The 23,603-nt window shown below is 58.3% G+C and carries 24 protein-coding genes; 11 read left to right on the top strand and 13 right to left on the bottom strand.

The features are described from left to right. Positions 1-33 precede the first annotated feature (33 nt). The 3 genes from SO058_RS08740 to SO058_RS08730 all read right to left on the bottom strand — a co-directional run bounded on the left by SO058_RS08740 (position 34) and on the right by SO058_RS08730 (position 3,254). Entirely contained in the window at positions 34-1,419 is a 1,386-nt protein-coding gene (locus tag SO058_RS08740) for an MATE family efflux transporter (RefSeq protein WP_320842614.1), read from the bottom strand. Positions 1,420-1,513: 94 nt separating this feature from the next. After that, the gene (locus tag SO058_RS08735; protein WP_320842613.1) at positions 1,514-1,969 is read right to left on the bottom strand and encodes a GNAT family N-acetyltransferase; all 456 of its coding nucleotides are present in this window, start codon (positions 1,967-1,969) and stop codon (positions 1,514-1,516) included. A 19-nt stretch (positions 1,970-1,988) separates the two neighbouring features. Then, the gene (locus tag SO058_RS08730; protein ID WP_320842612.1) at positions 1,989-3,254 is read right to left on the bottom strand and encodes an O-acetylhomoserine aminocarboxypropyltransferase/cysteine synthase family protein; all 1,266 of its coding nucleotides are present in this window, start codon (positions 3,252-3,254) and stop codon (positions 1,989-1,991) included. Positions 3,255-3,388: 134 nt separating this feature from the next. On the opposite strand from SO058_RS08730, the gene SO058_RS08725 reads away from it, so the two are divergent. From SO058_RS08725 to SO058_RS08675, 11 genes are all read left to right on the top strand, one after another. Beyond that, complete coding sequence (locus SO058_RS08725) at positions 3,389-3,595, top strand: DUF896 domain-containing protein (RefSeq protein WP_320842611.1); 207 nt, start codon at positions 3,389-3,391, stop codon at positions 3,593-3,595. Beyond that, positions 3,595-4,923: a CCA tRNA nucleotidyltransferase gene (locus SO058_RS08720; protein ID WP_320842610.1), complete on the top strand. Its 1,329-nt coding sequence runs from the start codon at positions 3,595-3,597 to the stop codon at positions 4,921-4,923. Before SO058_RS08725 ends, SO058_RS08720 begins: the two co-directional genes overlap by 1 nt. Continuing rightward, entirely contained in the window at positions 4,920-5,495 is a 576-nt protein-coding gene (locus tag SO058_RS08715) for a hydrolase (protein WP_320842609.1), read from the top strand. Before SO058_RS08720 ends, SO058_RS08715 begins: the two co-directional genes overlap by 4 nt. A gap of 167 nt (positions 5,496-5,662) precedes the next feature. Further along, complete coding sequence (locus tag SO058_RS08710; RefSeq protein ID WP_320842608.1) at positions 5,663-6,205, top strand: nitroreductase family protein; 543 nt, start codon at positions 5,663-5,665, stop codon at positions 6,203-6,205. Positions 6,206-6,320: 115 nt separating this feature from the next. After that, complete coding sequence (locus SO058_RS08705) at positions 6,321-6,881, top strand: DUF3793 family protein (RefSeq protein WP_320842607.1); 561 nt, start codon at positions 6,321-6,323, stop codon at positions 6,879-6,881. Positions 6,882-7,086: 205 nt separating this feature from the next. Next, a complete protein-coding gene (locus SO058_RS08700) occupies positions 7,087-7,296 on the top strand; it encodes a FeoA family protein (protein WP_320842606.1) in 210 nt (69 codons plus the stop codon). Between the two features lie 15 nt (positions 7,297-7,311). Continuing rightward, on the top strand, positions 7,312-7,533 hold the full coding sequence (locus SO058_RS08695; RefSeq protein WP_320842605.1) for a FeoA family protein: 222 nt from the start codon (positions 7,312-7,314) through the stop codon (positions 7,531-7,533). A gap of 49 nt (positions 7,534-7,582) precedes the next feature. Then, the gene (gene feoB / locus SO058_RS08690) at positions 7,583-9,742 is read left to right on the top strand and encodes a ferrous iron transport protein B (protein WP_320842604.1); all 2,160 of its coding nucleotides are present in this window, start codon (positions 7,583-7,585) and stop codon (positions 9,740-9,742) included. A gap of 20 nt (positions 9,743-9,762) precedes the next feature. Then, on the top strand, positions 9,763-9,903 hold the full coding sequence (locus tag SO058_RS08685; protein WP_320842603.1) for a FeoB-associated Cys-rich membrane protein: 141 nt from the start codon (positions 9,763-9,765) through the stop codon (positions 9,901-9,903). Between the two features lie 135 nt (positions 9,904-10,038). Further along, on the top strand, positions 10,039-10,710 hold the full coding sequence (locus tag SO058_RS08680; protein WP_320842602.1) for a GDSL-type esterase/lipase family protein: 672 nt from the start codon (positions 10,039-10,041) through the stop codon (positions 10,708-10,710). Further along, positions 10,707-11,621, top strand: a complete 915-nt coding sequence (locus tag SO058_RS08675) for a putative PEP-binding protein (protein WP_320842601.1) — start codon at positions 10,707-10,709, stop codon at positions 11,619-11,621. The genes SO058_RS08680 and SO058_RS08675 overlap by 4 nt, the downstream gene beginning before the upstream one ends. Positions 11,622-11,733: 112 nt before the next feature. Here SO058_RS08675 and SO058_RS08670 read toward each other — a convergent pair whose 3' ends face one another. The 10 genes from SO058_RS08670 to SO058_RS08625 all read right to left on the bottom strand — a co-directional run bounded on the left by SO058_RS08670 (position 11,734) and on the right by SO058_RS08625 (position 23,579). After that, positions 11,734-12,945: a sugar ABC transporter permease gene (locus SO058_RS08670; protein ID WP_320842600.1), complete on the bottom strand. Its 1,212-nt coding sequence runs from the start codon at positions 12,943-12,945 to the stop codon at positions 11,734-11,736. Between the two features lie 59 nt (positions 12,946-13,004). After that, entirely contained in the window at positions 13,005-14,159 is a 1,155-nt protein-coding gene (locus tag SO058_RS08665) for a substrate-binding domain-containing protein (protein ID WP_320842599.1), read from the bottom strand. A 17-nt stretch (positions 14,160-14,176) separates the two neighbouring features. Next, positions 14,177-14,920: an ATP-binding cassette domain-containing protein gene (locus SO058_RS08660; RefSeq protein WP_320842598.1), complete on the bottom strand. Its 744-nt coding sequence runs from the start codon at positions 14,918-14,920 to the stop codon at positions 14,177-14,179. Positions 14,921-14,930: 10 nt separating this feature from the next. Then, positions 14,931-15,710 carry an ATP-binding cassette domain-containing protein gene (locus SO058_RS08655; RefSeq protein WP_320842597.1) on the bottom strand — a complete coding sequence of 260 codons (780 nt, stop codon included), beginning with the start codon at positions 15,708-15,710 and terminating at the stop codon, positions 14,931-14,933. Between the two features lie 35 nt (positions 15,711-15,745). Beyond that, a complete protein-coding gene (locus SO058_RS08650; protein ID WP_320842596.1) occupies positions 15,746-16,237 on the bottom strand; it encodes an RbsD/FucU domain-containing protein in 492 nt (163 codons plus the stop codon). A 234-nt stretch (positions 16,238-16,471) separates the two neighbouring features. Continuing rightward, on the bottom strand, positions 16,472-18,325 hold the full coding sequence (locus SO058_RS08645) for an ATP-binding protein (RefSeq protein ID WP_320842595.1): 1,854 nt from the start codon (positions 18,323-18,325) through the stop codon (positions 16,472-16,474). Positions 18,326-18,333: 8 nt separating this feature from the next. Further along, positions 18,334-18,906 (bottom strand): ANTAR domain-containing response regulator, encoded by a 573-nt coding sequence (locus SO058_RS08640; protein WP_320842594.1) that lies wholly within the window; start codon positions 18,904-18,906, stop codon positions 18,334-18,336. 26 nt (positions 18,907-18,932) lie between these two features. After that, entirely contained in the window at positions 18,933-21,227 is a 2,295-nt protein-coding gene (locus SO058_RS08635; protein WP_320842593.1) for an excinuclease ABC subunit UvrA, read from the bottom strand. Between the two features lie 373 nt (positions 21,228-21,600). After that, positions 21,601-22,686, bottom strand: coding sequence for a hypothetical protein (locus SO058_RS08630; protein WP_320842592.1), 1,086 nt, complete (start codon positions 22,684-22,686; stop codon positions 21,601-21,603). A gap of 50 nt (positions 22,687-22,736) precedes the next feature. Continuing rightward, a complete protein-coding gene (locus SO058_RS08625) occupies positions 22,737-23,579 on the bottom strand; it encodes an alpha/beta fold hydrolase (RefSeq protein ID WP_320842591.1) in 843 nt (280 codons plus the stop codon). Between the last annotated feature and the right edge of the window lie 24 nt (positions 23,580-23,603).

Genomic DNA, 23,603 nt, shown 5'->3' with positions numbered 1-23,603 from the left:
TTACAACCTCATTGTATGCCACTTCGCGCAGGATTACAAGTCCCCCGTGTGAACGGACTGTAAACTTTGGGCGGATGGAAAAATTTTGCGTGTGACGCGGCGGTACATCCACAGCGCGCCGACAAAGCCGGCCAGCTCTGCCACCGGAAACGCATACCAAACCGCGTGCAGGCCGAGCGCCCGGGCAAGCAGCGCGGCCGCAGGCAGCACGATAACGAGCTGACGCAGCAGCGCGATGATAAGCGAATCCATGCCGCGCCCCAGCCCCTGCAGCGCGCCGCAGAGCACGAGCGAAACGGCGGAGAAGCAAAACGATACGGCAATGACGCGGATCGCGGGCACGCCGATGGCGAGCATGTCCGGCGACGCATCGAACAGCCGCAGCAGCGGCGCCGGGATGGCTTCGAACAGCACGGTGCCGAAAGCCATGATGCCGGCTCCGAGCAGCAGCGCATATCGGACGATGTTGTGGATGCGGTCGGGCCGCTTTGCGCCATAGTTGTAGCCAATCATTGGGATGAGCGCGTTATTCATGCCGAAGATCGGCATGTAGAGGAAGTTTTGCAGCTTGTAATATACGCCGTAAAAGCCGACCGCAGTCATCGAGAACGGCATCAGGATACGGTTCATGCCGATGGTGAGCGCGCTCATCAGCGACTGCATGACAGCCGCCGGCAGGCCGATGCGAAGCACACCGCCGAGGATCTTTGCATCGGGACGGAAGCCGCGCAGACGGAGATGGACGTCCTTGTTGAACCGCACATTAATGAAAAAGCCGATCATCATGGCGATGATCTGTGCGGCGACGGTCGCAAGCGCCGCGCCCGTTGTGCCGAGGCGGGGGAACGGGCCGATACCGAAGATCAGCAGCGGGTCGAGGATGCAGTTGAGCACCGCGCCGATGAGCTGGGTGATCATGTGATAAACTGTGTTGCCGGTCGCCTGCATCAGCCGTTCGGCGACAAACAGCAAAAACACGCCGCAGGATGCGACCGTGCACACGGTCACATAGTTCGTGCCCATTTGGAGGATCTCGGCGTCCGCCGTAAAGCACGAGATGAACCAGCGTCCGAAGAGCAGGCCGAGCGCGGCGAAGATCAGCCAGCAGACGACGGCGAGAAAAACACCGTTCGCGGCGACGGAATCGGCCTCCTCCTGCTTTTTTTGGCCGAGCTTGCGCGACAGAAGCGCGTTTACGCCGACGCCCGTGCCGGTAGCCACCGCGATCATCAAAAGCTGAACGGGAAACGCGAGTGACACCGCGGTGAGCGCGGACTCGCTGATGCGCGCGACGAACGCGCTGTCTACAATATTATAAAGCGCCTGGATGAGCATGGACAGCATGATGGGAAACGACATCGTGATGAGCAGCCTGCCCTCGGGCATCACGCCCATTTTGTTTTCCGTCTGTTCGTTCATTCTTTTTAAACCCCTTTACTGCTATCCAGTATAGCAGAAAAAGGGGGAAAAAGAAAGCGGCAGGCCGCGCAAAAGAGCGCGGCCTGCCGGTGTTTTACAGCGCGTTTGGCGTGTCTAAAATCATCTGACGGTAGGGCAGATCCTCGAAGCCGCGGATGCGGTACAGCGCGGCGGCACGGGGATTGTCGTCGGTCACCTCGAGGCGGTACCGGGCGGCGGTGTTGTATTTTTCATGTACGTAAGCGATAAAGCGGCTGCCCACGCCTTTCCCGCGCATACGCTCTTCGACCATGATCTCATCCAGCCAGACGCACAGCCCGCCCGCCTCGTTCGACCAGGTGAGCGCAAGCAGGCAGTAGCCGCAGCGGATGCCCTCGCCGTCCTCAGCGATCAGGCAGTCGGCATAGGGGGAACCGTGCATCAATAGCTCAAACGTGCGTTCGGCGTTTTGCGCGGGGATCTCATGGCATACGGCGGGGGAATGGTAAAATTCATGCACCATATCCAGAAAATAATCGCGGTCATCCGCGCGGATGGGACGAATGTTCATGGGAAAGATGCTCCTTTGTTTAAATCTTGTCGAGCGCCTGTTCGACGTCCGCGAGGATGTCCTCGACATTTTCCAGGCCGACCGACAGGCGGACAAGGCCGGGCTCGATGCCGGCGGCGGCGAGCTGTTCGTCGGTAAGCTGGCGGTGGGTCTCGCTCGCCGGATGCAGCACGCAGGTGCGGATATCGGCGACATGCACCTCGTTGCAGGCGAGCGTTAAGCTGTCCATAAACCGCATTGCGCTTTCGCGGCCGCCCTTAATATCGATGCTCATTACGCCCGAGGTGCCAAGCGGCAGGTACTTCTGCGCGCGTTCAAAGTGCTCGTTTCCGGGCAGGGCGGGATAGCGGACGGACGCAATCTTATCCGAGGCTTGCAGGCGCTTTGCAACCGTGAGCGCGTTTTCGCAGTACCGCTGCATACGCACGGGCAGGGTCTCCAGCCCGAGGTTCAGCAGGAAAGCCGAATGCGCGGCCGGGTAGCAGCCGAAATCGCGCATGAGCTGCATACGTGCCTTGATAATATAGGCAACCGCGCCGAAATCGCGTGTGTAGACAACGCCGTGGTAGCTTTCATCCGGCTCGGTGAAGTCGGGGAACTTGCCCGAGGCGGCCCAGTCGAATTTGCCGGAATCGACGATCACGCCGCCGCCCTGCACGGCATGGCCGTCCATATATTTTGTGGTGGAATGGATGACAATATCCGCGCCCCACTCGATCGGGCGGCAGAGGATGGGCGTTGCAAAAGTGTTGTCGATGATGAGCGGCACGCCGTTTTGGTGCGCGATGGCCGACCACTTTTCGATATCGAACACGGTCAGCGCCGGGTTGGCGAGCGTTTCACCGAACACGGCCTTGGTGTTTGGCTTGAACAGCTTCTGCACCTCTTCGGCGGGCGCTTCCGCATCCGCCCAAATGCATTCGATGCCCAGCTTTTTGAGCGTCACGCCAAACAGGTTGATGGTGCCGCCGTAGATCGTGGAAGCGGCGATAAAGCTGTCGCCCGCCGAACAAAGGTTCAGGATGGAAAGGAGCGAGGCCGCCTGCCCGGAGCTGGTCAGCATCGCGGCGGCACCGCCCTCAAGCGCGGCGATCTTTTTTTCCACCGCGTCGCAGGTCGGGTTGGCGAAGCGGGAATACATAAACTCCGTCGGCATGTCGAACAGGCCGGCGATGTGCTCGGTCGAGTCGAAGCGGTAGGTGGTGGACTGGATGATCGGCAGCGCGCCGGGGCCGCCGTTTTCGGGCTTGTAGCCCTCGTGCAGGCATTGGGTCTCGATTTTCATGTATCGTTCATCCTTTCGGGGATTTTTTACAGCAAAGCCATTGTATCACGCGCGCGCGCATACGGTCAAGAATGGCTCTCGACTTTGCGCCGGCGCTTTGTTATAATAAGAAAAAAACCTAGGGAGGATACCGCATGGAACAGCGAAAGATCGACCGGATCAACGCGCTTGCGAAAAAGGCGCGCGAGACCGGCCTGACAGACGCCGAACAGGCCGAGCAGAAAGCGCTCCGCGAGGAATATATCGCGGGTTTTCGCAGCAGCCTGAAAGCCCAGCTTGATAACACGGTGGTTTTAAACCCGGACGGCACGGCCCACAAGCTGCGCCAGAAAAAAGATTGATGCGCCTGCCGCGGTATGCCCGCAGCGCGGTCGAAGCGCTTGAGGCGGCGGGATATGAGACTTGGGCGGTCGGCGGCTGTGTGCGCGATTTTCTGCGCGGCGTGCCGCCGCACGATTACGATTTATGCACCGCCGCCACGCCGGACGAGATGAAAGCCGTGTTTCAAGGGGAACGCGTGCTGGAAACCGGGCTGAAGCACGGCACGCTGACGCTTCTGACCGCCAGCGGCCCGCTTGAGATTACGACGTTTCGCGCGGACGGCGCGTATTCGGATGGGCGGCACCCGGACGCGGTGCGGTTTGTCCGCAGCATCCGGGAGGATCTTGCCCGGCGCGATTTCACGGTGGGCGCGATGGCCTGGCATCCGGCACGCGGGCTGTTTGACCCGTTCGGTGGGAAAACCGATCTGGAAAACGGGGTTCTGCGCGCGGTCGGCGACCCGGACACGCGCTTTCAGGAGGACGCGCTGCGGATCCTTCGCGCGGTGCGGCAGTCTTCCGAGATCGGGCTTGCCGTCGAAGCGCGAACCGCAGCCGCCATGCGGCGGCAGGCAGCGCGGCTCAAAGCTATCGCCGCCGAGCGCGTGTGCGACGAGCTTTTCCGCCTGCTTTGCGGACGCTGGGCCGAGCGGGCGCTCCGGGAATTTCCGGACGTACTCGCGCAGGTTTTGCCCGAGATCGGCCCCATGCTGGGCTGCGCGCAGCAAAACCCGCACCACTTATACGACGTGTACGAACACAGCATCCGCGCGGTCGGACAGGTGCCGGGCGCGCCCGTGCTGCGCCTTGCCATGCTGCTGCACGACTGCGGCAAGCCCGCCTGCAAGACGGTGGATGAAAACGGCATCGGCCATTTTTACGGGCATCCCAGAAAAAGCCGGGAGCTGGCGGAAGCCGCGCTTGCACGTCTGCGGCTTTCCCGCGAGGACGCGGAGACGGTGCTGCTGCTCGTCGAGCAGCACGACCGCCCGCTGGGAGACAGCGAAAAATTGATCCGCCGCCGCCTGTCCCAGATCGGGGAAACCCGGTTTCGACAGCTGCTCGCTATGAAAAAAGGCGATGCGGTCGGGCAGGGGACGCATCCGGAGGATGTGGCCGCGCTGCTTGAAACCGAACGCGGCCTGAACAGTGTGCTTGCGCAGGACGCCTGTTTTTCGCTTCGCCAGCTTGCCGTGAACGGCGGGGATCTGCTGGCGCTCGGGCTGTCTGGCCCGGCGGTCGGCGTCATGCTGCGCGCGCTGCTCGACGAGGTGATCGACGGCCTGCTGCCAAACGACCATACAGCGCTCATCAGCTGGGCGCGCGCCCGAATGGAGGAACGGGAATGACAGAGAACAAAGAACGCTTTTTGGAGATCTACCATAAGAATATCAAGCGTCCGGGAGCGGATAAGCTGCTGGCCTGGATGGAGAGCACCGACTTTTTCACCGCGCCCGCGTCCACGCGCTTTCACGCGGCATATGAGGGCGGGCTGCTTGAACACTCGCTCAACGTCTACAACGTGCTGATTTCCAAGCACTACGACCCGGCGGCCGACGATCTGGAGAGCTACACGCTGGTTTCCCTGCTGCACGACCTGTGTAAAGCCGGGTTTTATTCGATCGAGATGCGCAACCGCAAAAATGAGCGCGGCGAGTGGGAAAAGGTGCCGTTTTACACGGTCGATGATAAATTTCCCTATGGTCACGGCGAAAAATCGGTCTTTCTGATCGAACGTTTTTTGCGGCTCAAAAACGAGGAGGCGGTCGCTATCCGCTGGCATATGGGCGGGTTTGACGACGCGGCCAAGGCGGGCTCGTTCGCCATCGCGCACGCGTATGAGAAATACCCGCTTGCGGTCAAGCTGCACTTGGCCGACCTGGAGGCTACTTACCTATGTGAACAGAGAGGGGAAGAATAAAGGCCTGTGAATTACACGGACTGCGGACAGCTGCTTTCAGGTCAAGGTGCTGGAAGATACGGCGGATTGGCGAGCATGTTTTGGTAATGTTTTTGTGAAATTTCGTTGCGGATCGCGCCGCGCTTTGCTACAATAAAGCCATCCCCAAAAGTGAAGGAGCGGATTTCATGGAAGCCTTAAAATGTATCAGAACGCGCCGCAGTGTGCGTAAATTTGACGGCCGCCCGGTGGAGCGGGCGCTCATCGAGCAGGTTGTTGCCGCAGCGGCATACGCGCCGAGCTGGAAAAACACGCAGATCGCGCGCTATATCGTGGTGACCGACGCGGAGAAAAAACAAAAGCTGGCCGACGAATGCATGCTCGGCTTTGCGTTCAACCAGAAAACAGCGTCCTGCGCGCCCGCACTGGTCGTGGTCACAATGGTTACTGGACGGTCGGGCTTCGAGCGCGACGGCTCGTTCTCGACAACACAGGGAACGCATTGGCAGTCTTTCGACGCAGGTATTGCGACGCAGACATTTTGCCTTGCCGCGCATGATTTGGGCCTTGGAACGGTCATCATGGGTATTTTTGACGAAAACAAAGTGGCTGAGTTGACGGACGTGCCTGAGGGACAGCAGGTTGCGGCGATTCTGGCGCTGGGCTATCCGGCGGAAGAGCCGATGTGTCCCAAGCGGAAAGACGTCGAAGCACTGGTCTCCTTTCAATAAGCCAAAAAAGCGGAGCGTGAGCTTCGCTTTTTTAATTTTCGGCGGCTGTATCTTTCTGCTGTGCATGTGGCTTTGTTTTTTGCAAACACTACGGCTGGGAGGTGCATTGAAACGGATGGATATACAATTGGATCGATTACTGGCGGCTTACTGTGCGCCCGCGCTGATCGGCATAAAACCGGCGAATCTGGTCGCGTGTGATCGCGCGCTGGTTCCCGACCTGCCGCGGAAGCTGCGAATTTACCGCGAAGCGTTTACGGCGCGCGGGGTACGGTTCGAGATCGTATGCGCCTGTGAAACACGTTATTTGCTGCTGGTCTACCACGTGCAGAGCCTTACACGGCAGATGTGCGATCCGCGTGTGCGGCGGCTGCTTTCGCGGTTTGGCTATCCGGATACGGATGGATTGGACGCGTCGCTCTATCATTTAAAGCGCCGTATGGCGCAAAACGACGGCTTTCCGCACGAGATCGGGCTGTTTCTCGGCTATCCTGTTGAGGATGTTGAGGGTTTTATCGAAAAAGGCGGACGCGGCTGTAAATTGACCGGCCATTGGAAAGTATACGGCGACGCGGAAGCCGCGTCCAAACAATTTGAGCGTTTGTCACGTGTCAGCCGCGCGGTGACACGGCGGGTCGAGCGCGGCGAGAGCCTGCTTGAAGTATTTGCTGCGTGATCGGTTTTTCCTCATGTCCCAAAAATCGGATGGGGGATATAGGGGCGGTTAGCAATAAGTAACAAAATTGCGAATCGCTGCTTGACAAAACGAGTTAGCAATGGTAAACTTAAAACACAACAGGGGTTAGAGAAATCTAACCCTAATGTTTAGCATGGAAGTTAGCGATGTCTAATTAGGAAGAAATAAGGAGAGGATCAATATTATGCCGCTTACGATGCTGGATACCGGAATGGAGACGACGATCAAGTCCATTCGCGGCAAGGATGAAACACGCCAGTTTTTACAAAGCCTTGGCTTTACCGAAGGAAGCAGTGTGCGGGTCGTTTCGTCAATGGCGGGAAACCTGATTGTGCAGGTACTCGATGCGCGCGTTGCGATCTCTCAGTCAATGGCTTCGCGGATCATGGTATAAAGGGGGGCAGGAAATATGGGAAATTTGCGTGAAACCAAGTGCGGTTCAACCGTGACCGTGCGTAAGATCGAGGGCGAAGGCGCGGTGCGCCGCCGTATTATGGATATGGGGCTGACGCGCGGCGCGGAAGTCTTTGTGCGCAAGGTCGCGCCGCTGGGCGACCCGATCGAAGTCACAGTCCGCGGCTATGAGCTTTCACTGCGCAAGGCGGATGCGGAAAAGATTCTGGTAGATTAAAAAATTTACATAGAGGTTAGCGAATGCTAATCGTGAAAGGGGAACCACTATGTCAATCCGATTGGCGCTTGCCGGCAATCCGAACTGCGGCAAGACCACGATGTTCAACGACCTGACCGGCGCGACGCAGTATGTCGGCAACTGGCCGGGGGTTACGGTTGAAAAGAAAGAGGGACGGTATAAGGCAGATAAGGAGATCGTAATCACCGATCTGCCCGGCATTTATTCGCTGTCCCCTTACACGCTGGAGGAGGTCGTCACGCGCGACTATCTGGTAGAGGAACGTCCCGATGCGATTATGGATTTGGTTGACGCATCCAACATCGAACGCAATCTGTATCTGACCACACAGCTTGTAGAAATGGGCGTGCCGGTCGTCGTCGCGCTAAACATGATGGACATTGTCAAGAAGAACGGCGATCGGATCGACACCGGCAGGCTGTCCGCCATGCTTGGCGTGCCGGTCGTGGAGACTGCCGCGGTCAAGGGCGAGGGCACGGAAGCGCTGGTGGCGGCGGCGAAAAAAGCGGCTGCCAAAGGAGAATACGGGTATAAGCACCGATTCGCCCCCGTGATCGAGCAGGCGCTTGCCAAAATCGAAGCGATGATCGCGGATGTGACCGAACCTGCCGTCCGACGCTGGTTTTCCGTAAAACTATTTGAACGCGATGAAAAAGTGCGCGCCCGTTTTCAGTTTGGCAGGGAACTGTCGGATCAAATGGAAGCGGTCATCGCGGCGGTTGAGGACGAACTGGACGACGACGCGGAATCGATCATCACGGACGCGCGCTACCGGTATATCACAGAGGTCGTCCGGGCCTGCGTGAAGAAGAAGCATGTGGGCTCGACCGCGTCAGATCAAATTGACCGCGTTATCACCAACCGTATTTTGGCGCTGCCGATCTTTGCAATTGTTATGGCGTTGGTGTATTATGTATCTGTATCCACGGTCGGTGCGCTCGTGACCGACTGGACGAACGATACCCTGTTTGGCGAGTGGATCATTCCCGGAGCGCAGGCCGCGCTGGAGGGGCTTGGAGTTGCCGGCTGGCTGACCGGCCTGCTGGTCGACGGCATCATTTGGGGCGTTGGCGCCGTGCTGGGCTTTGTGCCACAGATGCTCGTGCTGTTCTTTTTCCTCGCGGTATTAGAGGACTGCGGCTATATGGCGCGCGTTGCGTTTATTATGGATCGCATTTTCCGGAAATTCGGACTGTCAGGCAAGTCGTTTATCCCCATGCTGATCGGCTCGGGGTGCGGCGTACCGGCGGTTATGGCCTCGCGCACCATCGAACAGGACCGCGACCGCCGTATGACCATCATGACCACCTGCTTTGTGCCCTGCGGCGCTAAGCTGCCGATCATCGCCCTGTTTGCGGGCGCGATCTTTGGCAATGCCGGTTGGGTGGCGTGGTCGGCCTATATCATCGGCATTCTTGCGATTATCATTTCGGGCATTATCCTGAAAAAAATGAAGATGTTCGCGGGAGATCCCGCTCCGTTTGTCATGGAGCTTCCGGCCTACCATATCCCGACAGCGGGGAATGTGCTGCGATCGATGTGGGAGCGCGGCTGGTCGTTTATCCGCAAGGCGGGCACGATCATCTTGCTGTCGACCATCGTGATCTGGTTTTTACAGACCTTTGGCGTGGAAAACGGCGGCTTCGGCATGGTAGAAGACGTGGATCATTCGGCGCTTGCCGCGCTGGGCGGCCTGCTCGCGCCGCTGTTCGCCCCGCTCGGCTGGGGTGATTGGCAGTCTTCCGTGGCGACAGTTTCCGGCCTTGTGGCAAAGGAAAATGTGGTGGCGACGTTTGCGCAGATTTTCCACTTTGCGGGCGAGCTGTCCGAGGACGGCGCGGAGATCTGGGGCACGCTTGCAACCTCGTTCACCGCGATCTCGGCGTACTCATTCATGGTATTCAATTTGCTGTGCGCGCCATGCTTTGCGGCGATCGGCGCGATCAAGCGCGAAATGAACTCTGCCAAGTGGACCTGGTTCGCGATCGGCTACATGACGGTCTTTGCCTACACCGTATCGCTGATGATTTATCAATTCGGCGGCCTGTTTGCAGGCGAGCTGGCGTTCGGCGCCGGTACAGTTGCGGCGGTTGTCGTTCTGATCGGTTATCTTTATCTGCTGTTCCGCCGCCCGGCAAAATCGGATGGTACGGCTCACCTGAACAAGATGAGCGTACAAGCGGGCTGACGAAGTAAGGAGGAGTTGCAATGCTTGCAACCATTATCATTTGTGTGCTGCTGGCCATTGCGGTCGTGTTCGCGTTCCGCAAGGTGCGCCGTCAGGTGAAAAACGGCGAGTGTCCGGGCGGCTGTGCGGGATGCAGCTGCAATTGCTCGCATAAAAAGTGAAGAAACCGGCTGCCGCTTTATTCGGCAGCCGGTTTTTTTGGTTTTGGAAAAAGAAAGAACAGAAATCTGTTGATTTATTATTTATATTAATTTAATATATAAATATAATATAAATCAAAAGAAGGTGCGAAATCCATGAAATATATCCTGTGCTACGGCGACTCCAACACCTGGGGCGCGTCCCCGGACCAGCTGCCGCGTTTTGGGTTTGAAACCCGCTGGCCGGGCGTGCTGCAAAATGCGCTGGGCGGTCAGGCGCATATCTATGAAAACGGCCTCTGCGGACGGACAAGCGGCTTTACCGACGACGTGGAACCCGGGCGAAACGGGCGGATGGGATTTTCCAATGTGCTCGAGACCAGCGCGCCGCTTGATCTGGTCATCATCATGCTGGGCGCGAACGACTGCAAAAGGCGGTTTTCCAATCATCCGGCATGGGATTCGGCGCTAAACGTTCAGAATCTCGCAAGAGCTGCACAAAGCCCGCTGTATGGGCCGGACGGGATCGCTCCACCGCAGGTATTGCTGATCTCGCCCGCCGGTATGGGAACCGACTGGGGGCATTCCTGGGTAGGGGAGGAGTTTGATTTGAACTCGAACCGGAAAGTTGCTTCCATGCCGGGTCTGTTTGAAAAAATCGCATGTCAGGAAAAGGTCGGCTTTCTGCGCGCTTCGGATCATGCAGGCCCGGGGGCGGACTGCGTGCATCTGACCGCTGCCTCCCACATGGCGCTGGGCGAAGCGGTGGCTGAAAAAGTGCGTGAAATGCTGGAATTGACAGGATCGGGAAAGGAGCCAAGACCATGAAACAGTATGGATATTGCAAGGACGCCGCCGCGCTCGCGGCGGTATCGGGCGGCGTGATGCTGCGCAGTGATGACCGCCTGAAAGACAGCGTGGTATCCCGTGCGAGCCTGCAAAAGCTGCTGCTGTCGCCCGAGGCCGATATCGGGCTGGAAAAGCAGTTTGAAAACACGCAGACACAGCTGTGGATCAATCTGTTCAGACAGTGCGCGGAGCATGAGGTGGTCGTCCGTCTGCCCGATATGCTGTTTGACTGCCTGCTGCCGCAGAACGACGCGGAGTTCGCTTGTATCGCGGAGATGTTCCAATGTCCGGAGGAGGCGCTCCGCGGCGAAGCCGAACGGCTGACGATGTGCCATCAGCTCTGCTGCTGTCAGGAATACCATTTCCCGCCGCAATACCTGCGGCTGTTCGAATTGCAGATCCGGTCGATCATGCAGGGCGCGGAGCGGGGAGGGCTGCATAAGATAGCGCTTCTGCTGCCGTACAGCGGCAATGTAGACGAGGTGCGTATGCTGTGCGGTTTGACGGACGGCATCGCCGCGGAGTTCCTCATCACCTGCCAGCTCGGCATCGAGGTGTCCACGCCGCGCGCGGCGTGCGAAACACGGGAATATGCGGGCCTGATGGATTTTCTGGTGTTCAATACAGAGGCGCTGACACAGAAGATGTACGGCATTCCGGCGGACGGTGCGGAAGACGCGGTTGAATATTATATGCAGCGGGGCGTGTTTGAGCAAAGCCCGTTCTGCTCGTTTGACGAAACGGGCCTCGGTACGCTGCTGCTGCTTGCGATCGAACGCGCGCGGGCGATCCCGGCGCGCATCCGAATCGGCATGATGGGAAAACCCGTGTGCGAACCGGTAGGACAGGCGTTTTGCAGGGAAAACAAGGTCGATATGCTGTTTACATAAGCGGAAAAGGGAAAAAGCACCGCCCGGCTGGGCGGTGCTTTTCGCTTTGGAAATACAAACGGACGCCCGGTGGGCGCCCGTTTGCACAAAGTGAGAGAAGAGAGTGTGGAAATCAGCGTTTTGTAGTCGAAGCGTGCACGATAAACGAATCGAGCACAACCGCGGCGACCAGGATCGCGCCCTGCACGATCAAGCGGGTCGAAGTTTCCGCGCCGATGAGGTACATGCCGTTCGCCAGACTGCCCATGACGAGCGAGCCAAGCAGCACGCCCCAAATATTGCCCTTGCCGCCCGTCAGGCTTGCGCCGCCGAGCACACAGGCCGCGATCGAGTTCATCATGATGCTGTCGTCGATCGAGGAGATGGAAACGCTCTGTACACGAGAGGATGCGATCAGGCCTGCGAACGCGAATACCGCGCCCGAGATGATGAAAGCCGCCCATTTGGTGTTTTTCACGCTGATGCCCGCGCGGCGCACGGCTTCCGGGTTGCTGCCGAGCGCATATAGGTGTACGCCGAAACGGGTTTGCGTCAGGATGTAAGAGAATGCCGCGAGCAGCACGATGAGCAGCAGGACCGATAGGTTGAGGCCCTTGTAGCGGCGCATGATTTCCAGCACGATCACGCCGCCGACCAGCACCGACGCGGTCGGGATGACGACCTTGTTCATCAGCTTGACAGGCAGGTTATTCTTTTTCGCCTGTGCGAACGATTGGTAGGAAAGGATAAACAGCACCGCCGTACCCGCTGCCAGGAGCAGGTAGGAAAGCCAGGTGGGAAGATATGTAGTCGTAAACACGGCGAGAGAGCTGTTCATCAGGGAAATCTGGTTGTGTTCGCGCAGAATCACGAGCAGCAGGCCTTCCAGCGCCATCTGCGAGCCCAGTGTGATGATGAACGCGGGCGCGCTGAATTTGGTGACGATCCAGCCTTGAATGAAACCGACGATCACGCCGGTGAGCAGGCAGGCGCCGAAGCCGAGGATGAACGGCATTTCAAAAATAATACAGATCATCGCGCCGACCGAGGCGCTGACCGCGCTTGCCGCCGCACAGGAAAGGTCAAGTTCGCCGTGCAGCAGCACGAGGAACAGGCCGATGGACATGACGCCCATGTTGACGATCTGCACGGATAACGTGGTCAGGTTGCGGGGGCTGAGAAACGAGGGGTTGAGCACTGTAAAAATGACCCAGATGACAACCAGTGCGAAAATGACCGGCAGCATGCGAAGCGGACCGTTCAGAGCTTCCATGATGCGCAGTTTTTTGCTCGGTTTGAGCTCGGTCGTACGGCTCAGAACAACGCTTTCTTTATTTTCCGCCATAAGTAGACCTCCAGCAAAAGCAAAGTTTAAATGCATGCCTGCCGATCAGCATGCGGGGATTATTTCAGCGTCTTGGCAACTTCGTCGATCGATTCCTGCGTGGCGACGCCGGCGTCGATGACTTCTTCTTTCAGGTTATCCTGGGTGATCAACAGGGTCGGTACCAGGATCTGGGGCAGGCCGTCAGGCGAATCATTGTCGAACACGCGGTCAGCCTTGTCGGAGGGGCACTTGCCGTCGCGCAGCCAGGTCGCGCAGACCTCTGCGACAGTCTTGGCCTGGGTTTCATAATCGGGAAGCACGTCGGCCGCCTGCCAGCCCTCTTGGACGCGGGCCAGACCCTGCACCGTGGAATCGCAGCCGCCAAGCAGCGTCACGTCGTTCACCATGCCCTGTTCCTCCAGCACCGCGACGACGCCGGTGAGCAGGTCGTCGTTCATGCTGATGATGACGTCGACATCGTTGCCGGTCTGGGTCAGCATCTGCTCGGTGACAGGCTGTGCGCTCGCGGCGGTCCAGTCGTTGGTATCAGCTTCAAAAACGATCTCGACCTTGCCTTCCTCAGCCCATTTGTCGAGGGTTGCATGATAGGTTTCTTTTAGTTCGTTGTAGAACGGGGATCCGGTTGCGCCCCAAATTCCAGCGACCTTGACAACACCGTCCGCGTTCGGCAGGATATTTTCTTCCATGTATTTGAGATACTGCTCCGCAATTGCCGGGAATGGCGCGGTGACCATCATTTCACACTTGCCGCCGTAGGGCGTGTGGGACAGTGCACAGAACGGAACGCCCTCGTCGTTCAAAAGCTGCAGGGCGCCGGCGGCGCTCAACTCTTCAGCGGGCGCATAAACAAGGAAGTCACAGCCCGAGGTGATGGCGCCTTCGATCTGCTGGAGCTGCTTTTGGGCATCGCCTTCCGCGTCAAGCACCTTAAACTCCATGTTCGGGGCATAGACCTTCAGCCATTTCTCGATAAACGGTGCATCGAAGTTCGGCCAGCGGGAGATCGTTCCATCCGGGATGGCAAAGTATACTGTGCCAGAACCGTCGTAGATCGCGTCGCCTGAGGTGCTTTGTCCGCCGGGGGTGCCGGCCGAAGTGTCGGGCTCGCCGGATGCATCCGGAGCCTTGTCGGAAGAACAGCCGGTCAGGAACGGGGCGCAGAGCATGCAGCCTGTAAGAAGCATGGCAAATAATCGCTTGGTCTTTTTCATGAGAAACCTCCCTTTCTTTATGACGCGTGGATACCTGTTATGTGAGCGACAAGGTCGTCGCGGGTGAATGTGCCGCCGTCCAGTATGCTTTCGATTTCGCCGATGCGCAGCACGATGACGCGGTCAGCCGATTTTACGACCTCATCCAAATCCTGCGAGACGACGACGACGGCGTGGCCGGTGTCGCGCAGCGAGCGGGTGAGCTTGGACACCTGCTTGCGCTGGATCACGCCGAGCGCCGCGGTCGGCTCATCCATCAGCACGACCTTGGAGGGCAACAGCAGCGATTTCGCGATCGCAACCGCCTGCCGTTGGCCGCCAGACCGGGTGCCGACCGGCGCCTGCGGATTGGGCACGTTCGAGCCGATCTCTTCAAAGAGGTCGCGCGTGCGGCGCTCCATGGCCTCGTGTCCCAGACGCATGCCGCGGGTCAGCTCGTGGCCGAGAAAGATATTTTGAAAAGCGTTCAAATCGTTGCACAGGGACAGATCCTGAAAAACGGTGAAGATGCCCAGTTCCTGCGCGGCTTTCGGGTTTTTGATATGGACGGGCTTATCTTCAAATACGATCTCGCTGCCCGGATTTGGCTGTACCGCGCCGGACAGGATGTTGACGATGGTCGATTTTCCTGCGCCGTTATCGCCGACGATAAAGAGCAGTTCGCCCTCATGGATATCGAAATCGACGCCGCTCAGCGCGTGTACGCCGCCGTAGTCCTTACTCAGGCCGCGCAGGCGGATGATCGGTTTTTCCTGTTTCATGCGCGGCCTCCTATTCTTCTTCCAAAAATGAGTTGGAACCCGTGATCTCGGCGACCACGCGCTCAGTCGTGATGTCGGCTCGTTCAATCTCGGCTACTTTTTCGCCCAGACGGAACACAACGACCTTATCGCACACCGGGAACACCTCGGCCAGATCGTGCGATACGACGACCACGCCCACGTTCTTTTCCCGCAGCCCCATGATCAGCTTGCATACCTGCTGGCGCTGCTTCAGCCCCAGATTTGCAAGCGGCTCATCGAGCAGCACGATATCGGGCGAGCCGAGCATCGCGCGGGCGATGGCGACAGCCTGCCGCTGCCCGCCCGAGAGGGCGCCCGCTTTGGCACGCACACTCTGGATCTCAATACCCAATTCATTCAGGCATTCCTGCGCGATGTGCTCCATATCGGCCTCGTTTAAGCGGCCGTGTCTGGTGAGCTCGCGCCCAAGGAACAGGTTTTGCACGATATCCAGATTGTCACACAGCGCAAGATCCTGATAGACCGTCTGGATGCCGAGCTCGACCGAATCGAGCGTGTTACTGATGGTTACGGCCTTGCCGTCAAAATAAATTTCGCCCTGTTCGGGGATGTTGACGCCCGAGATAACTTTGAGAAACGTGGATTTGCCCGCGCCGTTATCACCGACCAGTACGATGACTTCGCCGCGGCAGATATCCATGTCCACGCCGTCGAGCGCCTGCACGCCGCCAAAATATTTGGAGATGTGCTTGAGGGACATGATGGGCGTTTTCACGCCGTCGACAACAGTGGTTGTCTGAGTTGCCATTTTTGCTTCACCTCCGGCTTACCGCCGTCCGGGATTCACTTGCGGTCTTTCTTAGGGATCGTGGTAAACTTGGTCTCGCCGAGCAGCACCTTGATATCGATATCCGCGCTCGGATAGCCAGCGATCAGCACGGCTTGCGCGTGGATTCCGATATCACCCGTTTGGATGACGGCCTTGCAGCGGTCGCGCAGCTGGTAGTATTCAGGTGCGTAATTGATCTGCCGCACCTTGTTTTCGCCAAACAGCTCGCACAGCATGCCGTAATCCTTGGGGTTTTGGTCGGGCATGTCCTCCGTGATAATTGCCCCCTCAAAATCGCCGGCCTCGGCTAGCGTGCGCACAACGTCCTCAAACGTGGGCGACCCCGTTACGACTTCGACGTCGAGGTATTCCACGCTGGGGTCGAGCGGATACAGCGCTTTGGAGCAGGTGCCGCTGCCGGAATCCGCGATGAACAGCATCTCGCCGTGGCGGATGGATGCCACGATCGCGGCGAGGCGCTCATTCAAAATTCTTCTTTTTGCCATGTGCCAATCTCCTTTCCAATCCCTATTGGTTTTTTAAAACAATTTCTGCAAAAAAACATGGATGCCCTCATCGTTTGTGATGAAAGCATCCATGGCTTTTCGTTTCTTGCGCTCCGGCGGTCATGACCGGGGCGAAATGCATGTTCAATTGATATGCTAGTATCATAACAGCCGGCAATTGGTCTGTCAATGGTTATTTTCCATAAAAATTTACTATTAATTTTATATAGTTAATTAAGGCTTGAGCGCCACGACAGGGCTGATGCTTTGCCTTTCAAAGCAGATGTGGGCTTCTGTGCCTGCGCCGCTGGCCGGCTTTCGATAGTTGAGTGTGCCTTGCAGTTCACTCACGATGCTTTTGATGATCGACATACCGACGCTCTGCGTCTCGTCCGCCGAAAAACTGGGGGATAACCCCACGCCGTTGTCACATACGGACAGGCGGATGTCGGCGCCTGTGTTGCGCAGCCGGATAGTAATTTTTTTGTCCGGCTGATCCTGCGGGAACGCGTGCTTGATGCAGTTGGCAATCAGCTCGTTGGTCGCAAGTGAAAGGGAGATCGCATCGTTATAGGCGACGCTGGTCTCATCCAGCTCGGGAACCATTTCCACGCCCATCCCCTGATACATGCGCATGATCTCCAAAATGAGCGTTTTCAGGTTGACGACATTGCGGCCAAACCAATCGCGGCAAAGTAGCGCGTGCACCGATGAGATGCATTTGATGCGGTGCATGGCGGTATCAAGGATATCGCATACGTCGACCGTGTCCGCGGTCTGCGCGTCTACCTTTTGCAGGTACAGCAGATTGTGCACCATCTGCAGATTGTTTTTGATGCGGTGGTGGGTCTCCTGCAGCAGCACAGAATTGCCGAGCCGCCGCGAGGTCTCAATCGCCATGACGACTTCGCGCGCGTACATGCGCAGATACACGGGCAGTTTGCCGGTAAACTCGCAGGTGTGCGAAAACATCACCTGGATGAGCGCATTTTTCTTGCCGTCCATGCGCAGCGGATAACAAACGATAGTTTGTACCAGCTCATTTGGCAGAAAGAGGCGGTGAAACGCCTCGTCGCCTGTCTGAAATACGAGCTCCTCACTGTCTTGAAGAAGTGCCATCACATCGGTATGGCGCAGCATGGGCAGAGGGAGTGCGCCGTCGCCGCTCGAGATGACATCGCTCATACGCTCGTCCTCAACGAGATAGATCACGGCGCTGTCCGCGCCCAGCGCCTTGACAAGATCCTTGGCGATATGCTCGATGACGCGGCGCAGCTCAGCGTCCGAGCGCATCAGGTTATCGATGTTGGCCATGGCTTCGAGCACGGCGAGGTCGTCCTCGTCCTGTCCGGCGCCAACCAGCGATTCCCAGCCCGAAAGCAGGTAAGCGATCTCGCCGGGATTGCGGCGCACGTCTTCCACGGGGAACGTGCCCTTGATGGTGCCGCTGTCCAGCACGGAAATGCGGTCGCCCAGCGCGAGCGCCTCCTCAAAGCTGCTCGTCAGATAGACGATGCCGCAGCCGCGCCGCTTGAGATAGCGGATGACCTTGGGGATCAGACCGCGGTTTTCGCTGCCAAGATAGTTGATTGCATCAAAAAATACGACGATACGCGGCTCGTTTGCACAGATGCGGAGCAGTTCGATGGTCTTGAGCTCATCAAACGTCATAGAGCTGACCGGCTTACAGATATTGAGTGCGATCCCGGTGCGCTCCATCAGGCGCATACTGTGTTCGATGGCGTTTAGCCGCACAAACCAGCGCGGTCTGAGGTTGCCGATCATAATGTTTTCCGCCACTGAGAGCGATGGAAAGATCAGCGGTTCGAGACCGATCACCTGCACGTCCTTTTCGAGCCTGCTTTTAGCGGTGAGCGGCTTGCCGAGCAGATCGAAGCGGCCGGTATAGCGCAGGATGCTGCCGGTGAGCAGGTCGCAGAAATTGCGCTGGTTATAGGCGAAGGTACTAAGCAGCACATGCGTTTCGCCGGAATATAGGTCAAAGCCGATATCGTGCAGCCGTTTGCCGCCCTGCGCGACCGAGGAGAGCGCCTCCATCTGGATGAGCTGCTCGTGCAAATCAAACATATAGCCTCCTAACGCAGCAGATCGCTTTTTCGCAGCAGGTCCTGTGCGACAGAGACCAGCTTTTTGTTCTCATTGCGGCTTTTGCGCTGGAGGAACTTCATGGCATCCTCATCGCCAATGCCGAACTGGTCCATCAGCAGGCCCTTGGCGCGCTCGACCAGCTTGCGCTCGGACAGCTTGGTGATCGCCTGGTCACGCTGCTCGACGGCGGCCTTCTGTTCTGCGTGGCGCGCCGCCGCGATCGAGAGCGCCGACCGGATCTCATATTCACCGACCGGCTTCTGTAAAAAGCCGAAGATCCCGGCGGCCGCGATGCGTTCCGCGATACCGGGATCCTGAAAGCCGGTAATGACGATGGCCGGGATTTGAAACAGCTTCTGCACGGTCTCGATTGCGGTGAGGCCGTCGGTTTCGGGCAGGTTGACGTCCATCAGCACGATATCGGGCTGCAGATCGAGTATTTTTTCAATGGCCTCCCGGCCGTTTGCCGCCGTGCCGACCACCTCGTGGCCGATGGCGGTGACCATGCGCTGGAACCCAAGCAGCACCAGCGGTTCGTCATCAGCAATGAAAACGCGCATGCACAAAGCCCCCCTTTGCCTTGCCGTCAGTGGATATCCGTCCGTTCGAGGTCGCGCCGCAGATACTGCGCGGTGATGGAATCCGGGCATGTAAGCAGTTTTTCTGGCGTGCCCTCGAACAGCACCTGCCCGCCGTGCTTGCCGCCGCCGGGGCCCAGATCGATCACCCAGTCGGCCTGCCGGATCACGTCCAGATCGTGCTCGACGACAACGACCGTGTTGCCGCCGTCCACAAGCTGCCGCAGCAGCTTCATGAGCAGGTCGACGTCCGCGCCGTGCAGGCCGGTGGTCGGCTCGTCCATGACGTATACGCCGTTTTTATCGCGCAGGCGGCTGGCCAGCTTGATGCGCTGGCATTCGCCGCCCGAGAGCGTCGTGGTAGGCTGGCCGAGCGTCATGTAGCCCATGCCGACGTGGCACAGGGTGCGCAGCTTGCTTCGGATTTTCGGCTGGTCAAAAAAGGAGACCGCCTCGTCGATGGTCAGGTCCAACACCTCTAGTATATTTTTGCCCCGGTAACGGTAGGCAAGCGCTTCTTCACTGTACCGCGTTCCGTGACACACCTCGCATGGCACGGTCACCGGGTCCATAAATGCCATTTCAGTGCGGATCTCGCCCTTGCCCTTGCATACCGGGCATGCGCCCTTGGAATTAAAGCTGAACAGCGCGGCATCCACGCCGTTTTCCCGCGCGAACACGCGGCGGATTTCGTCCATCACGCCGACATAGGTCGCAGGCGTCGAGCGCGAGGTCGTGCCGATGGGCGACTGGCTGATGTGCACAGCCTCCGGATACTGCCGCAGCAATTCGCCGCACACGAGGGAGGATTTCCCAGAACCCGCAAGCCCGCTGACCGCGGTCAGCGCGTGGAGCGGGATATGGACGCTCACGTTTTTGAGATTATGCAAGCGGGCGTTTTGAAGCGTGAGGAAGCCGGAAGCCGACCGTGGGCTGCGGTTCAGCGGCACGCGTTTTTTCAGGTTGTCCGCCGTCAGGCTGTCCTGCCGGAGAAGCTCTGGAAAGCTGCCTTGAAACAGGACGGTGCCGCCCTGCGCGCCCGCGCGCGGCCCAAGGTCGACCACCTCGTCCGCGATGCGGATGATATCCTTGTTATGTTCGACGACCAGCACGGTGTTTCCTCGGTCGCGCAAGCCCAGAAGCAGACGGGTAAGGCGGTCCACGTCGCCGGGATGCAAGCCGGCCGAGGGCTCGTCGAAAATATAGGTCAGCCCGACAAGGCTGCTGCCCAGATGGCGCACCATCTTCAGCCGCTGCGCCTCGCCGCCCGACAGTGACCGCGCAGGGCGGTTCAGGTTCAGGTAGCCCAGCCCCATGTCCTCGATGCCGCGCAGCACGCGCAGGATCTTGCGCGCCGTGGGCAGGCCGACCGGGTTTTGCACGGTTTCAAGCAGCGGGATCAAATCACTGATTTCTAAATCGCCCAATTCGGCAATGTTTTTTCCACAAAGGCGGCTGCCGCGCGCGGCAGGATTGAGGCGCGTGCCGCCGCACGCGGCACAGTCCTGCTCATGCGTGAACTCGTGAATGATCTTTTGATTGGTTTTGCTCTGCGCATTGAGGTCACGCTTGAGGTACAAGCGCGTGATGCGGTCGAGAAAGCCCTCGTATGTCAGATTGTAGGATTTGTTCCAAACCTTTCCGGTCGTATTCTTGATTTCGACGATGGCCCCCGTGCCGTGCAGCAGATCCTGCCATTCCGCGTCCGTGAACTGATCGAGCGGCTTGTCGGGGTCGAACAGGCCGGAATTTGCGTAAAGCTGCCATTGGTAAGTGCCGATCTGGTGGCCGGGGAACCGGATGGCGCCGTCATTGAGCGATTTGGAGCGGTCGAACAGCTTGTCAAAATCGAACTGCACGGTTTGTCCCAAGCCGCCGCAGGCGGGGCACATGCCCTGCGGGTCGTTTGGGGAATAGGCCGCCGACGGTCCGATCTGCGGCTCGGCGCAGCGCGAAAACAGCAGCCGCAAAAGGGGGGCTACGTCGGTCATCGTGGCGACGGTCGAGCGGAAATCGCCGGTAAACGGGCGCTGATCGATCACGATGGCGGTCGTCAGCTGGTCGATCGACTCGACACGCGGCGGCTCAAAATGCGGCATCCGGTTGCGCAGGTAGAGCGGGAACGTTTCTTGCAGCTGTCGGGTGGCCTCGACCGCGATCGTATCGAAAACCAGTGAGGATTTGCCCGAGCCCGAAATACCGGTAAACACCGTGAGCTTGTTTTTGGGAATGCGCAGGCTGACGTTTTTAAGGTTGTTTTCGTGCGCGCCGGTGATCACGATGCAGTCGCGGCAGTCCTCCATGAATAGCGCCCCTCTCCCGGACAGGAAAAAAATACATAAAATTATTTTTTAATTCTTATATTTAACAGTATAACATGTTGCAGGCCACCCGGCAAGCAAAAGAAAGACCGCGCAATTCAATAAAATAGAAATAATAAAATTATTTAATTTAATGGTTGACAATTTTATCTGCAAGGCCTATCATGAAATGGAAGCAGACGCTTCTCCATAAAGAGCTTTCTGGCTTGGCGCGAGTGTACAGCCTGGCGCGAACTTACATACCGAACCGCAGGTTTCCTCAAATTTGCGTGCGCCGGGAGGAACGCGGCAAGCCGAAGCCATACAAAAGAACACGCAGCCGCGATTGGTGCAGCGGCTGCGTGTTCTTTTGCGTTCAAATGCGTTTCTGCACCAATTCGATAGGGCACGAGAGCTCCTGCAAAGCAATCAGCGTCAGGCCGCGCGAATAGTCGAGATGGCAGTCCGGGCGGAACAGGAAGCGGGGGCGGTGCTCGGTCGGTATTGCGCGGGCGCATAGGTCTTCGATCTCGGCGAGTTTGATACGTGTCACGCCGTTGCCGGTCACAACGATGACCGACGGGTTGATGACCGGGATCATGATGCGGAGCAGCTCGGAAATGACCGTGGCGGGCAGATCGCTGTATGCACCGGGCGGCAGGAACATGCCCATCGAGCCGGCAAAGCCGGTTGAACCGCGGATGATTTTGCGGTCGCCCGCGAAGCCGACGTCGACAATGAGCGGCTTACATACGGCGTTGATGCCGTCCATCGAGGTGTCCGGGCCGAGAATTTCATGAGGGCCGCGGCCGGTGCGCACGGCGGTCGGGATGAAAAAATAGCTGATGATCTCATCGGGACGCGGCTGTTCGGCGATACAGTAGCCATAAGCCGCTGCGCGCGCCGCGCTTTCCAAAATGACTGTGACCGCAGGAAACGCGTTTCTCAGCTTTTTTTCAAGCGGCACGCCGTTGAGCGCCAGCAGGTAGGACGACGTCACCGTGCCGCGGCTGACCGCGCCGGGCAGCCCGACCGCAACGGCGCGGATACGTCCATCCTGCGCGAGCAGATGGCGCACGGCGTCCTCCAGCGTTCCATAGTCAAGCGTATCGAGCGCGCGCACCTCGCTGAACGTGACCTGTCCGGTCAGATCGGAGATCTGGCTGACCAGCTCGAGCTGGCCGCGATCCGACCAGAGGAACAGACAGGCCACGAGTTCGAATGTCGCGTTGAAGCGATAGCTGGTCGCGGGGCGGCCGCAGCCGGTGTTGATCTGCTGCACCTCGAGCACCTCGCCCTTTGCCTGAAGTTCGTTTAAAATTTTGCCGCAGGTGACCACGCTGATGCCGGTCGTCTCTGCGATCTGACCCTTGGTCGATTCCGGGTGCTCCTTGAGCGCCGATTTGATCAGCTCAATATTGATTTTTTTGACCTTGGTGATGTCGTTTCGGATCGTAGGCATGTGGGCCCCCTTTCTGCGGCGTATCAGCGTCTTGCGGGGCTGGCATGTTGTCAGCCGAGGAAGAATTTACGGGCAAGACCGGCCATTTCCAGCGGCGCTTCGTTTGGGATCTCATGCGCGACGCCCGGCAGCGTCACATACCTCGCGCCAGACAGGAAAGCGCGCACTTCGGTTTGATAGTCTTCGGTGAAGATATCGTCCCGGTCGCCCCAAAGGACGAGGACGGGAGCCTTGATAAACTGGAAGAAATTTCGGTTGTCAGTAAGCGACATACCGCGCCAAGCGGCGGCCAGCCCTTTGCCTGTAACGCCCCGCAGCGTTTGTAAATAGCACGCCGGGAACGAGGGATCACCGCAGTTTTCCGGGAACGGCAGAAAAATCTTTTGAAGTTCGTCCTCCGGCATGCCGGCGATATCCATTTTGGTGTAGTTCTCGATCTCCTGCAGATCGGCGGGTGTTTCGTGCATGTGCGTCATAGTGGAACACAGGACGAGTTTTTTCACACGTTCAGGGGCGGAAAAGGCCAGCGTCTGTGCGATCATTGTACCCATCGAATGTGCGAGCACGAAAGCCGAGCCGATTTGCAGCGCATCCATCAGCGCGAGGATATCCTCGGCGTGCTGGGGCATGGAATACACATATTGTTCTGGCTTATCGCTTTGTCCAAAGCCGCGCAGGTCGACGGCAAAGATGTGAAAATCGCGCTGCAGCTGTTCGATGGCCGGCCGCCAAATGCGGCTGGAATCGGTAAAGCCGTGGATGAGCAGCAGCGGCTGTGCTCCCGGCGTGCCCGCTTCCAGATAGGCCATGCGGATGCCGGTGGAGAGTGAGATGGATTTCGTATGGTTGTGCCACGCCTCATGTGTGGGCAGGGGAAGCGGTGCAGCATTCATTGGATAGGTTCCTCCTCATGTTTT

Source organism: Agathobaculum sp., from assembly GCF_034098985.1.
Taxonomy (GTDB): domain Bacteria; phylum Bacillota; class Clostridia; order Oscillospirales; family Butyricicoccaceae; genus Agathobaculum.
Note: the sequence above shows the minus strand (reverse complement) of the source record. Positions and strands in the feature narration are given on the sequence as shown.